Annotated in this window: 12 protein-coding genes; 4 read left to right on the top strand and 8 right to left on the bottom strand. The window is 75.3% G+C overall.

Annotated features, from left to right (window positions below):
• Positions 1-23 precede the first annotated feature (23 nt).
• The 8 genes from hutH to rfbA are packed head-to-tail and all read right to left on the bottom strand — an operon-like array spanning position 24 to position 9354.
• Positions 24-1562, bottom strand: coding sequence for a histidine ammonia-lyase (gene hutH / locus C8054_RS31165; RefSeq protein WP_107162736.1), 1539 nt, complete (start codon positions 1560-1562; stop codon positions 24-26).
• Positions 1559-2722, bottom strand: coding sequence for an imidazolonepropionase (hutI, locus tag C8054_RS31160; protein ID WP_107162735.1), 1164 nt, complete (start codon positions 2720-2722; stop codon positions 1559-1561). The genes hutH and hutI overlap by 4 nt, the downstream gene beginning before the upstream one ends.
• The gene (locus C8054_RS31155; RefSeq protein WP_107162737.1) at positions 2719-4065 is read right to left on the bottom strand and encodes a formimidoylglutamate deiminase; all 1347 of its coding nucleotides are present in this window, start codon (positions 4063-4065) and stop codon (positions 2719-2721) included. Before C8054_RS31155 ends, hutI begins: the two co-directional genes overlap by 4 nt.
• Entirely contained in the window at positions 4062-5282 is a 1221-nt protein-coding gene (locus C8054_RS31150; protein WP_107162734.1) for an allantoate amidohydrolase, read from the bottom strand. Before C8054_RS31150 ends, C8054_RS31155 begins: the two co-directional genes overlap by 4 nt.
• On the bottom strand, positions 5276-6940 hold the full coding sequence (gene hutU / locus C8054_RS31145) for a urocanate hydratase (protein ID WP_107162733.1): 1665 nt from the start codon (positions 6938-6940) through the stop codon (positions 5276-5278). The genes C8054_RS31150 and hutU overlap by 7 nt, the downstream gene beginning before the upstream one ends.
• Positions 6941-6952: 12 nt before the next feature.
• Positions 6953-7801, bottom strand: a complete 849-nt coding sequence (locus tag C8054_RS31140; RefSeq protein ID WP_107162732.1) for a MurR/RpiR family transcriptional regulator — start codon at positions 7799-7801, stop codon at positions 6953-6955.
• A 57-nt stretch (positions 7802-7858) separates the two neighbouring features.
• Positions 7859-8467, bottom strand: coding sequence for a dTDP-4-dehydrorhamnose 3,5-epimerase family protein (locus tag C8054_RS31135; protein WP_107162731.1), 609 nt, complete (start codon positions 8465-8467; stop codon positions 7859-7861).
• A complete protein-coding gene (gene rfbA, locus C8054_RS31130; RefSeq protein ID WP_107162730.1) occupies positions 8464-9354 on the bottom strand; it encodes a glucose-1-phosphate thymidylyltransferase RfbA in 891 nt (296 codons plus the stop codon). Before rfbA ends, C8054_RS31135 begins: the two co-directional genes overlap by 4 nt.
• Positions 9355-9389: 35 nt before the next feature.
• On the opposite strand from rfbA, the gene rfbB reads away from it, so the two are divergent.
• From rfbB to C8054_RS31110, 4 genes are all read left to right on the top strand, one after another.
• Positions 9390-10388, top strand: coding sequence for a dTDP-glucose 4,6-dehydratase (gene rfbB / locus C8054_RS31125; RefSeq protein ID WP_107162729.1), 999 nt, complete (start codon positions 9390-9392; stop codon positions 10386-10388).
• The gene (rfbD, locus tag C8054_RS31120; protein WP_107162728.1) at positions 10385-11275 is read left to right on the top strand and encodes a dTDP-4-dehydrorhamnose reductase; all 891 of its coding nucleotides are present in this window, start codon (positions 10385-10387) and stop codon (positions 11273-11275) included. Before rfbB ends, rfbD begins: the two co-directional genes overlap by 4 nt.
• A 156-nt stretch (positions 11276-11431) precedes the next feature.
• Positions 11432-11728 carry a hypothetical protein gene (locus tag C8054_RS31115; RefSeq protein WP_107162727.1) on the top strand — a complete coding sequence of 99 codons (297 nt, stop codon included), beginning with the start codon at positions 11432-11434 and terminating at the stop codon, positions 11726-11728.
• A gap of 54 nt (positions 11729-11782) precedes the next feature.
• A partial coding sequence (locus C8054_RS31110) for an expansin EXLX1 family cellulose-binding protein (RefSeq protein ID WP_107162726.1) occupies positions 11783-12731 on the top strand: 949 nt, incomplete at its 3' end.

Raw genomic sequence — 12731 nt, 5'->3', positions numbered from 1 at the left:
GGGGAGGGGGAAGGGAGGGGGCGTCAGGCTAGGGGGCCGGTTGTGCGCTCGATGGCGGCGCGCAGGTCGGGGCCGGCGACGACGGATCGGGCTGCCTCGATCAGCGGGGCGAGGAAGACGTCCGGACCCGGTTCGCCGATCGTGTCGCCGAGCGCGTCCACCGCGGCCCGGCCGGCCGGGGACGGCTCCAGCGGCGCGCGGAGCTGGAGCCCGCGTACCGCCGCCAGCAGCTCCACCGCGAGCAGACTGGTCAGGTTGTCCAGCACGGTGCGCAGCTTCCTGGTGGCCGCCCAGCCCATCGAGACGTGGTCCTCCTGCATGCCGCTGGTGGGCAGCGAGTCGACCGAGGCAGGGGCCGCCAGCCGGCGGTTCTCCGCGACGATGCCGGCGGCGGTGTACTGGGCGATCATCAGCCCGGAGTTCACCCCGGCGTCGGGGGAGAGGAACGCCGGCAGGTCACGGTTACGGGCCACGTCCAGCAGCCGGTCCACCCGCCGCTCGGCGATCGCGCCCACCTCGGCGGCGGCGATGGCCAGGTAGTCGGCGGCGAAGCCGAGCGGCGCGCCGTGGAAGTTGCCCGTCGACTCGACCCGCCCGTCCGGCAGCACCACCGGGTTGTCCACCACGGACAGCAGTTCCCGGCCGGCGACCACCTCGACGAAGTCCAGTGTGTCCCGGGCCGCGCCGGCCACCTGCGGCGCGCAGCGCATCGAGTACGCGTCCTGCACCGCGTGGGCCAGGTCGTCGCGGTGCGAGTCCATCACCGCCGAGCCCTGGAGCAGCCGGTGGATGTTCGCGGCCGAGGCGGCCTGGCCGGGGTGCGGGCGGATGGCGTGCAGCTCGGGCAGGAACGGTCGCTCCGAGCCGAGCATCGCCTCGATGGCCAGCGCGGCGGTCACGTCGGCCATGGCGAACAGGTGCCGGGCGTCGGAGACGGCCAGCAGCAGCATGCCGAGCATGCCGTCGGTGCCGTTGATCAGCGCCAGCCCCTCCTTGGCGGCCAGTTCGACCGGGGACAGCCCGACCCGGCGCAGCGCGTCGGCGGCGGGGATCCGGTCGCCGGCCGGGCCGAGCACCCAGCCCTCGCCGAGCAGCACCAGCGCGCAGTGCGCCAGCGGCGCCAGGTCACCGGACGCGCCCAGCGAGCCGTGTTCCGGCACCCACGGGGTGATCTCGTGGTTGAGCAGGTCCACGAGCGCCTCGGCGACCAGCGGGCGGACGCCGGAGCGGCCGAGCGCGAGCGAGCGTACCCGCAGCAGCATCATGGCCCGCACCACCTCGCGGGGCATCGGCGCGCCCACCCCGGCCGCGTGCGAGCGGATCAGCGCGTGCTGCAACTCGGCCCGCCGCTCGGGCGCGACGAACGTGTTGGCCAGCGCCCCGAACCCGGTGGAGACGCCGTACACCGGGCGGCCGGCGGCCTCGATGCCGTCCACGATGGACCGGCTGGTCGCCATCGCCTCGACGGCGGCGGGATCGAGCACGACCTTGGCGGTGCCGCGGGCGACCGCGAGCACGTCGGCGGGGGTGACCCCGGTGGACAGGATGGTGACGGTGGTCATCGTGGCACTCCGTTGTGCAGAACGTGGCGGATCAGCGGCACCCCTGGCCGGTAGGCCAGGTGCAGGTGGGTCGGCGCGTCGAGGACGACCAGGTCGGCCCGGGCCCCGACGGTCAGCCGCCCGACGTCGGTGCGGCGCAGCGCCGCCGCCCCGCCGGCGGTCGCCGCCCAGACCGCCTCCGCCGGGGTCATCCCCATCTCCCGTACGGCGAGCGCGACGCAGAACGGCATCGACGAGGTGTACGACGAGCCGGGGTTGCAGTCGGTGGCCAGCGCCACGGTGACCCCGGCGTCGAGCAGCCGGCGGGCGTCCGGGTAGGGCGACCGGGTGGAGAACTCGGCGCCGGGCAGCAGCGTGGCGACCGTCTCCGAGCCGGCGAGCGCGGCCACGTCGGCGTCGGTCAGGTGGGTGCAGTGGTCGACGCTGGCCGCGCCCAGCTCCACGCCGAGCCGGACGCCCGGTCCGGGGCCGAGCTGGTTGGCGTGCAGCCGGACGCCCAACCCGACCGCCTGCCCGCAGGTGAGGATCGCCCGGGCGTGGTCGGCGTCGAACGCGCCCCGCTCGCAGAACACGTCGATCCAGCGGGCGTACGGCGCGGCGGCGGCCAGCATCGGCCCGCACACCAGGCCCACGTAGTCGTCGGGCCGGTCGGCGTACTCGGCGGGCACCACGTGCGCGCCGAGGAACGTGGTGTCCTCGGTGAACTCGGCGGCGATCCGCAGCGAGCGGGCCTCGTCGGCGACGCTCAGGCCGTACCCGCTCTTGATCTCGACGGTGGTGGTGCCCTGCCGCCGCATCTCCGCGCGCAGCCGGCCCACGGTGGCGCGCAGATCGTCGTCGGAGGCGGCGCGCGTCGCGCCGACGGTGGTCCGGATGCCGCCGCCGGTGTACGGCTCGCCGGCCATCCGGGCGGCGAACTCGGCGGCCCGGTCACCGGCGAAGACCAGGTGGGCGTGGCTGTCCACGAAGCCGGGCAGCACCGCCGCGCCTGCGGCGTCGACGCGCCGGCCGGCGGCGGGCGCGTAGCGGGCCGGACCGACCCAGGCCACCCGCCCGTCCTCGACCAGCAGCGCGGCGTCGCGGCGGACGCCCAGCGGGTCACCGCCCCGGCCGTCGTTGGTGACCAGCTCACCGATGCAGTCAATGAGGAGGCTGTTCACGAGACCACCTCGGCGATGGCATCCTGCAACTCCGTGGGGACGTCCACCGTGAGGTGCCGGCCGTCGGCCACCACGGTCCGGCCGTCCACCACCACCTGCGTGACGTCGGCGGCGGTGGCCGCGAAGAACACGCCGACCGGCGGCACCCCGGCGGTGCGGGCGCTGTCCAGCCGTACCGTCACCAGGTCGGCCCGGTCGCCGACGGCGAGCCGGCCGGCGTCGCCCCAGCCGAGCGCGGCGTGGCCGGTCACGGTGGCGGCGTCGAACAGCTCGGCGGCGGCGAAGTGCCCGCGTCTGCGGGTGCGCAGCCGTTCGTCCAGTTCCACCGCGCGGGCCTCCTCGAACAGGTCGACCACGGCGTGGCTGTCGCTGCCCAGGCTGAGCGGGCTGCCCGCCTCGGCGATGCGCCGGGCCGGGCCGATCCCGTCGGCCAGGTCCCGTTCCGTGGTGGGGCAGAGGCAGACGCCGGTACGGCTGTCGCCGAGCAGCGTCACGTCGGCGGCGGTCGGGTGGGTGGCGTGCACGGCTGTGGTGTGCCGGCCGAGCACCCCGTGGTCGGCGAGCAGCCGGGTCGGCGTGCAGCCGTGCACGGCCCGGCAGGCGTCGTTCTCGGCGGGCTGCTCGGAGACGTGCGCGTGCAGCGGCAGCCCGTGCCGGTCCGCCCAGCCGGCGACGGTGGCGAGCTGCCCGGCCGGCACCGCGCGCACCGAGTGGATCGCCGCGCCGCGTCGCACGTGCCCGTCGGCCGGGCGGAACGCGTCGACCCGTTCCGCCCAGCGCAGCGCGTCGCCGTCGCCGAACCGGCGCTGCGGCCCGGTCAGCTCCGCGCCGTCCACGCCCGCCGTCAGGTACGCGGCGTCCAGCAGCGTGAGCCGGATCCCGGCGTGCGCGGCGGCCTCCACCAGCGCGGCGGACATCACGTTCGGGTCGTCGTACCGGGTGCCGTCCGGGCCGTGGTGCAGGTAGTGGAACTCGCCGACGCAGGTGATCCCGGCGAGCGCCATCTCCGCGTACGCGGCCCGGGCCAGCGCCAGGTAGGAGTCGGGGTCGAGGCGGGCGGCGACCGCGTACATCGGGTCCCGCCAGGACCAGAAGTCGCCCCGGCCGGCGTGGGTACGCCCGCGCAGCGCCCGGTGGAACGCGTGCGAGTGGGCGTTGGCCAGGCCGGGCAGCGTCAGGCCGGGCAACCGGACCGCGTCCACCGCCACGCCGGCGGTCGGCGGGCCGCCACCGGTCAACGGCGTGACGGCGGTGAGCCGCCCGTCCGTCGCCTCGATCAGCACGTCCGGTGTGGGTTCGGCGTGGTCCGGCAGCCAGGCGTACTCGGCCAGCCAGCGGGTCAGCGGCATGCCAGTTCCTCCAGCACCCGGGCCAGGGCGGTCACCCCGGCCGCGCAGTCGGCGTCGGTGGCGGACTCGGCCGGGGAGTGTGACACCCCCGTCGGGTTCCGCACGAACAGCATCGCGGTCGGCAGGTGCGCGGCCAGCACCCCGGCGTCGTGCCCGGCGCCGGTCGGCAGTACCGGCGCGTCGAGCAGCGCGACCAGCCGCTGCGCCAGCCCGCCGTCGAACGCGACGAGCGGCGTCGCCGACTCCCGCGTGCAGGTCAGCGCCGTGCCGTCCCGGCCGGCCCGCTCGGTGGCCTTGGCGCGTACCGCCTCGACCAGGCCGTCCAGCGTCTCCGCCTCGGCCGCCCGGGCGTCCAGCCAGCCGGTGACCCGGGACGGGATCGCGTTGGTGGCGTTCGGCTCGACCGACACCCGGCCGACGGTGGCGTGCGCGTCGCGCAGCCGGGCCTCCTTGTTCGCCGCGAGCACGGTGAACGCGTAGGTGAGCATCGGGTCGCGCCGGTCGGCCATCCCTGTCGTACCGGCGTGGTTGCCCTCGCCGGTGAAGTCGAACCGCCACCGGCCGTGCGGCCAGATGGCGGACGCCACCGCGACCGGCGCGTCCGCGTCGACGAGCGCGCGGCCCTGCTCGACGTGCAGCTCCACGAAGGCCGCGAAGCGGCCGAGCAGCGCCGGGTCGGCGCCCGCCGGCCGCCCGCCGAGCGCGTCGGCGAAGCTCACCCCGGCCTGGTCGCGCAGCCCGGCCGCGCGGTCGGCGGCGATCTCGCCGGTGAGCAGCCGCGACCCCAGGCAGGGTACGCCGAACCGGGCGCCCTCCTCCTCCACGAACGCGGCCACCACGACGGGCCGGTCCGGGGTGGTCCCGGCGGCCCGCAGCTCGTCCACGGCGAGGAACGCGCTGACGATGCCGAGCGGCCCGTCATAGGCGCCGCCGTGCGGCACCGAGTCGAAGTGGCTGCCGGTGAGCACCGCGCCGCCGGTCGCCGGGTCGCCCCACCAGGCGAACAGGTTGCCGTTGCCGTCCTCGCTGACCGGCATGCCCCGCCGGTCGGCCTGCTCCCGGAACCAGCCGCGCAGCCTGCGCTCCGGCTCGGTCAGCGCGTACCGCAGGTAGCCGCCGCTGCCGGCGTCCCGCCCGATCGGCGCGATCTCGTCCCACAGCGCGCGGAACTTGTTAACAAGGGGCCCTTCCTCTACCGAATGCGTTAACAAGGGGCCCCTCCTTGCTCCGTCATCGGAATGCGGACGCCGGTGCGTGCCGCGACCTCGCGGGCGTCGTCGTAGCCGGCGTCGACGTGGCGGATGACGCCCATCGCCGGGTCGTTGGTGAGCACCCGCTCGATCTTCTGCCCGGCGAGCGCGCTGCCGTCGGCGACGCAGACCTGGCCGGCGTGGATGGACCGGCCGATGCCGACCCCGCCGCCGTGGTGGATGGACACCCAGGACGCGCCGCTGGCGGTGTTGACGAGTGCGTTGAGCAGCGGCCAGTCGGCGATCGCGTCGGAGCCGTCGGCCATCGCCTCGGTCTCCCGGTACGGGCTGGCCACGCTGCCGCAGTCCAGGTGGTCCCGGCCGATCACCACCGGCGCGCTCAGCTCACCGGAGGCCACCATCTCGTTGAACCGCACCCCGGCGCGATCCCGCTCGCCGTAGCCGAGCCAGCAGATCCGGGCCGGCAGGCCCTGGAACGCGACCCGCTCGCCGGCCATCCGCATCCACCGGGCGAGCGACTCGTTCTCCGGGAACAGGTCGAGGATGGCCCGGTCGGTGGCGGCGATGTCACGCGGGTCGCCGGAGAGCGCCGCCCACCGGAACGGGCCCTTGCCCTCGCAGAACAGCGGCCGGATGTACGCCGGCACGAAACCGGGGAAGTCGAACGCCCGCTCGTACCCGCCGAGCTGCGCCTCGCCCCGGATCGAGTTGCCGTAGTCGAACACCTCCGCGCCGGCGTCGAGGAAGCCGACCATCGCCTCGACGTGCTTCGCCATCGACGCCCGCGCCCGGTCGGTGAACTCGGCCGGCTTGGCCGCCGCGTAGTCCCGCGCGTCGCCCGGCTCCACCCCCTCCGGCAGGTACGACAGCGGGTCGTGCGCGCTGGTCTGGTCGGTCACGATGTCGATCCCGACGCCGCGCGCCAGCAGCTCGGGGAAGACGGTGGCCGCGTTGCCGACCACGCCGACGCTGAGCGCCCGCCGGTCCCGCTTCGCGGCCAGCGCCCGCGCCACCGCGTCGTCCAGCGAGTCGGCGATCTCGTCCAGGTAGCGGTCGTGCGCCCGGCGCTCCAACCGGGTCCGGTCCACGTCGACGATCAGGCAGACGCCGCCGTTCATGGTGACCGCCAGGGGCTGCGCGCCGCCCATTCCGCCGCAGCCGGCGGTGAGCGTCAGCGTGCCGGCGAGCGACCCGCCGAAGCGCTTGGCGGCGACCGCGGCGAACGTCTCGTAGGTGCCCTGGAGGATGCCCTGGGTGCCGATGTAGATCCACGATCCGGCGGTCATCTGCCCGTACATGGTCAGGCCGAGCGATTCGAGTCGGCGGAACTCCGGCCAGGTGGCCCAGTCGCCGACCAGGTTGGAGTTGGCCAGCAGCACCCGCGGCGCCCACTCGTGGGTGCGCAGCACGCCGACCGGCCGGCCGGATTGCACCAGCATGGTCTCGTCGTCGCGCAGCTCGGTGAGCGTCCGCACCAACGCGTGGTAGGACGGCCAGTCCCGGGCCGCCTTTCCGGTGCCGCCGTAGACCACCAGGTCGTCGGGGCGCTCGGCCACCTCCGGGTCGAGGTTGTTCATCAGCATCCGCAGCGCGGCCTCCTGCGGCCACCCCTTCGCGGTGCGTACGGTGCCGCGGGCGGCGCGGACGGGCTGGTGCATCTCGTACTCCTCTCAGCCGAGGAACAACTGGCGGCGGGCGGCGGACGACTCGAACGCCTCGAGTCGGGCCTGGGTCTCGGCCGGGGCGGCGTCGCAGATCGCCTGTAACACCACCATGGCCAGCGTCATCGGGGCGGTGTGCAGGTCGAAGACGAGGTCGGTGCCGACCGCGGCGGGCAGTACCACCTCGGCGTGGTCGGTGGCCGGGCTGACCGGGGAGTCGGTGATGGCCACCACCGTCAGCCCGGCGTCGCGGGCCTCGCGCAGCGCGTCCAGCGTCTCCCGGGGGTAGCGGGGCAGCACGAACGCGAGCAGCGCGGTGGCGCCGGCGGCGACGGCCTGGTCGAGACGGTCGGCGAGCAGGCTGCCGCCGTCGTCGAGGACCCGCACGTCCGGGTGCACCTTCGCGGCGAAGTACGCGAAGTACGCGGCCAGCGGCGCGGCGGCGCGCAACCCGAGCACCGGCAGTGGTCGGGTGGCCGCCAGCAGCTTGCCCACCTCGGCGATCCGGTCGGCGTCGGCGAGCTGCCCGGCGAGCCGGTCGAGGTTGGCCCGCTCGGCGTGCACCGCCCGTTGCAGCGTGTTCCCGGTCGCGGCCGGCTCGGTCGTCCCGGTGGCGGCCAGTTCCCGCAGCCGGCGGCGCAGCGCGGGGTAGCCGTCGTGCCCGAGCGTCATGGCGAACCGGGTCACCGACGGCTGGCTGACCCCGGCCAGTTCGGCCACCTCGGCCGCGGACAGGTACGCCGCCGCGCCGGCGTGGCGTACCAGGCAGTGCGCGATGCGGCGCTGGGTCGGGGTGAGCCGCACGCCGTGGAAGAGGTCGAGCAGGCGGTCGGCGCTGGAAGCAGCGCTTTCATTCACCCGCCGACTCTATGCATGAAAACTTTCAGCCGGCAAGGGGGTGGCGGCGGTGGACGCTCAGGCCGGCGGGTGCGCGTCCAGCCCGGCGGTGAAGGACCGGCAGGCGTCGTAACCGGGCAGCCGGCCCGCCGCCCGCGCCTCGGCCAGGCTCGGCGCGGCCGCGTCCCGCGCGGACAGCAGCGGCGTCGCGGTCGGCCAGGCGATGGCGAGGGCCGGGTCGAGCGGGTGCACGGTGTGCTCGGCCGCCGGCCGGTACGTGGCGGAGCAGAGATAGCTGAGCGTGGCGTCGTCGGTCAGCGCGCAGACCGCGTGCCCGAGCCCTTCGGCGAGGTAGACGGCCCGCCGCTCGGTGTCGTCCAGGCGTACCGCCTCCCACCGGCCGAAGGTCGGCGAGCCGACCCGCACGTCCACCACCACGTCCAGCACCGCCCCCCGGACACACGTCAGGTACTTCGCCTGGCCGGGCGGGACGTCGGCGAAGTGGACGCCGCGCACCACGTCCCGCGCGGAGACCGACAGGTTGGCCTGGGCCAGCCGCAACGGATGCCCCACCGCCTCGGCGAGCCGGTCGTGGCGGTACCACTCCAGGAAACGCCCGCGCGGGTCGCCGTGCTGCTGCGGCGTGACCTCCCAGGCCCCCTCGATGCCCAGCGGCCGGATCCTCACGAGCCGCTCCGGACGCCGCCCGGCCGCTCGGCCAGCAGGCCCAGCAGGTAGTCGCCGTAACCGCTGCGGGTCAGCGGGTGGGCCAGCGCCCGCAGCCGCTCGTCGTCGATCAGCCCGGACCGCCAGACCACCTCCTCGACACAGCCGATCTTCATGCCCTGGCGCTCCTCGATCACCCGGACGAACTCGGCGGCCTGCATCAGCGAGGTGAACGTGCCGGTGTCCAGCCAGGCGGTGCCCCGGTCGAGCACCGTCACGGACAGCTCGCCCCACCCGCGGTAGGTCTCGTTCACCGCCGTGATCTCCAACTCGCCCCGGGCACTGGGCGTCAGCTTGCGGGCGATGTCGACCACCCGGTTGTCGTAGAAGTAGAGGCCGGGCACCACGTACCGGGAGCGGGGCCGGGTCGGCTTCTCCTCGATCGACAGCACCCGGCCGGCCGCGTCGAACTCGACCACGCCGTACGCCGCCGGGTTGGCGACCGGATACGCGAAGACCCGCCCGCCGGCCGGGTCGCCGTGCTGCGCGAGCTGCCGGCCGAGACCGACGCCGTGGAAGATGTTGTCGCCCAGGACCAGCGCGACCGACTCGTCACCGATGAAGTCCGCGCCGATCAGGAACGCCTGCGCGATACCCTCCGGCCGGGCCTGCTCGGCGTACGTCAGCCGCAGCCCCCACTGGCCGCCGTCACCGAGCAGCCGCTCGAACTGCGGGCGGTCCTCCGGCGTCGTGATCACCAGGATCTCCCGCACCCCGGCCATCACCAGCGTGGAGAGCGGGTAGTAGACCATCGGCTTGTCGAACACCGGCATGAGCTGCTTGGAAACGGCCCGCGTGATCGGCCAGAGCCGGGATCCGGTGCCACCGGCGAGAAGGATTCCGCGCACCCGCGGAGCGTACCGTCGCGTAAACTCCACGATCCGTGAGGATCCTCGTCACCGGCGGCGCCGGCTTCATCGGCTCGGAGTACGCGCGGATGCTGCTCGGGCGGCCCGGCGGCGACGGGGCGTGGACGCCGGACCCCGCGCCCACCGCGGTGACCGTGCTGGACAAGCTCACCTACTCCGGCAACCCGGCCAACCTCGACCCGGTACGCGACGATCCCCGCCTGCGCTTCGTGCCCGGCGACATCTGCGACGCGGCCCTCGTCGACGCCGTGGTCGGAGGCCACGACGTGATCGTCCACTTCGCTGCCGAGTCCCATGTGGACCGGTCCATCACCGGCGCGGCCCCGTTCGTCACCACGAACGTGCTCGGCACCCAGACGCTGCTCGACGCCGCGCTGCGCCACGGCACCCGCCGCTTCGTGCACGTCTCCACCGACGAGGTGTACGGCTCGATCGACGTCGGCTCCTGGACCGAGGACTGGCCGTTGGCGCCGACCTCCCCGTACTCGGCCTCGAAGGCCGGCGCCGACCTGCTGGCGTTGGCCTACCACCGCACCCACGGCCTCGACGTGGTGGTGACCCGCTGCAGCAACAACTACGGGCCGTACCAGTTCCCGGAGAAGGTCGTCCCGCTCTTCGTCACCAACCTGCTCGACGGCGGCACCGTGCCGCTCTACGGCGACGGCGGCAACGTCCGGGACTGGCTGCACGTGCACGACCACTGCCGGGGCATCGCGCTGGTGCAGGAGAAGGGCCGTGCCGGCGCGGTCTACCACATCGGCGGCGGCACCGAACTGACCAACCGCGAGCTGACCGGCCGGCTGCTGGCGGCCTGCGACGCCGGCTGGGACCGGGTGGTGCCGGTCCCCGACCGCAAGGGCCACGACCGCCGCTACTCGCTCGACATCACCAGGATCCAGAACGAGCTGGGGTACGCCCCGAGCGTCGACCTCGACCGGGGCCTGGCCGACACCGTGCGCTGGTACCGGGAGAACCGGGCCTGGTGGGAGCCGCTGAAGGCGGCGCACCGGTGACCCGGCTGCTGGTCACCGGCGCCGGCGGCATGCTCGGCCGCGACCTGGTGACCGTGCTGCGCGCCCGCCCCGACCGGTCCGTCACCGCCGCCACCCGCGCCGACCTCGACGTCACCGACCCGGACGCGGTACGGGACGCGGTCGCCGGGCACGACGTGGTGCTCAACGCCGCCGCGTGGACCGATGTGGACGGCGCCCAGACCCGGGAACGCGACGCCACCGCCGTCAACGGTGACGCGGTCGCGCACCTGGCCCGGGCCTGCGCCGCCACCGGCGCCCGACTGGTGCACGTCTCCACCGACTACGTGTTCGGCGGCGACGCCACCCGGCCGTACCCGGAGGACGCCCCGACCGGCCCGGTCAACGCGTACGGGCGGAGCAAGCTCGCCGGGGAACGGGCGGTGGTCCGGCTGCTGCCCGAGCGCGGGTACGTGGTGCGGACCGCATGGCTCTACAGTGCCCACGGGCGCAACTTCGTCACCACCGTGCTGCGGCTGGCCGCCGACCGCGACCGGCTCGACGTGGTGGCCGACCAGCACGGGCAACCGACCTGGTCGTACCGGCTCGCCGAGCGGCTCGTCGCGCTCGCCGACGCGGCGCTGGCCGGCGCCGCCGCGCCGGGCGTCTACCACGGCACCGCGTCCGGCGAGACGACCTGGTACGGCCTCGCCCGCGCGGTGTTCGCGCTGTCCGGCCTGGACCCGGCGCGGGTCCGCCCGACCACCGGCGACCGCGTGCCGCGCCCGGCGCCCCGCCCCCGCTACAGCGTGCTGGCCCACGACCGGTGGGCCGCCGCGAAACTGCCGCCGCCCGGAAACTGGCACGTGGATCTGGCCGAGGCGCTGGCCGACCTCGACGGCCGGCCCGGAACACCTCCGCCAGGATGACCGCGGCCTTCTTGTTGCCGCCGCCGGCGAACAGCAGCCTCGTCCGGACGGACGACGCCGCCCGCCGGTCGGCCCGCCCGCCCGGCGCGGGCCTTGCGGCCGACCCGCGCAGGATCGATGATGGCCGAAACGACCGGATCGGACCGAGGAGTCGAGATGCAGGTGATCCACCAGCCGCGGGTGGCGTGGGACACGGCCCGGGTGATCGGCGACGCGCTCCGGGACGACGCGCTGTTCGGCTGGCTCCACCACGAACTCGGCGACCTGTTCGGGCCCGCCGCCGGGGACGCCCTCGTCGAGAGCCGCAACCGGGTCCGCTGGGCCGGCGACGCCCGCCTCCCGGTCGAGACCGGCCTCTGGCGGGTCCGCCTGGAGGACGCGCTGCGGCAGCGCCCGGAGCTCGCCGACGAGCTGGCCGGTCTCGCCTCGGTCGCCCGCGCGCACCGGCCTTAGCTTTCGCTTAGCCCGCTTGTCCGGCGACCACCCGGTCCGGCAGCATCGACCGGCGTGACCGACGGCAGCGCGCCCCACCCCTCCACGTCCACCGGCGACGGGCACCCGCCCACCCCGACCGGCCGTCGCCGTACCCCGGCCCGGGCCCGCCGCCGGCTCGCCGCCGCCGGCCTGGCCACCCTCGCCGCCGTGGTCGCGGTGACCCTCGCGGTACGCGGCGGCGCGGCCCCCGCCTGCGCCGCCCCACCCCGCGCGGCCCTCCCGTTGGCCGTCGTCCCCGCCCGCGCGGCCCTCCCGTTGGCCGCCCCGCCGGCCGGTGGCGTCACGCACACCGGCAAGGCCACGTTCTACGACTCGAAGGGCGCCGGCGGCAACTGCTCCCGGCCCGCCGCGCCCGCCAACCGGCTCTACGTCGCGCTCGGCCCGAGCGAGTACGCGGCCGGCGCGTCCTGCGGCGGCTTCCTCGACGTCACCGGCCCGCGCGGCACCGTCCGGGTGCTCGTCATGGACCAGTGCCCGGAGTGCGCCCCCGGTCACCTCGACCTCTCCGCCGAGGCGTTCGCCCGGATCGCCGACCCGGTGCAGGGCGTGGTGCAGGTCCGCTACCGGGCCGTGGTCGACCCGCCGCTGCCCGGCCCGCTCACGTTCCGCCTCAAGGAGGGCGCGTCACAGTGGTGGTTCGCCGTCCTGGTCGGCGACCACGGCAACCCGCTGCGCTCGGTGGAGGTCCGGCAGAACGGCTCGTGGCGCGCGGCGGCGCGCGAGGACTACAACTACTGGCTGATCCCGTCCGGCGCCGGCCCCGGCCCGTACGCGATCCGGGTCACCGACGTGTCCGGCCACCGGGCCACCGCCACCGGCATCCGGATGCTCCCCGGCCAGGTGCAGCGCAGCACCACCCGGATGTACGGCGGCGGCACCGCGACCACCGCCCGTACCGCGAAGCCGTCCCGCTCGCCGTCGTCCCCCCGCCCGACCCCGACCCCCAGCCGTCCCGCCTCCC

The sequence above is a fragment of the Micromonospora sp. RP3T genome, assembly GCF_003027925.1.
GTDB lineage: Bacteria > Actinomycetota > Actinomycetes > Mycobacteriales > Micromonosporaceae > Micromonospora.
This window is presented reverse-complemented; position numbering and strand designations above follow the sequence as displayed.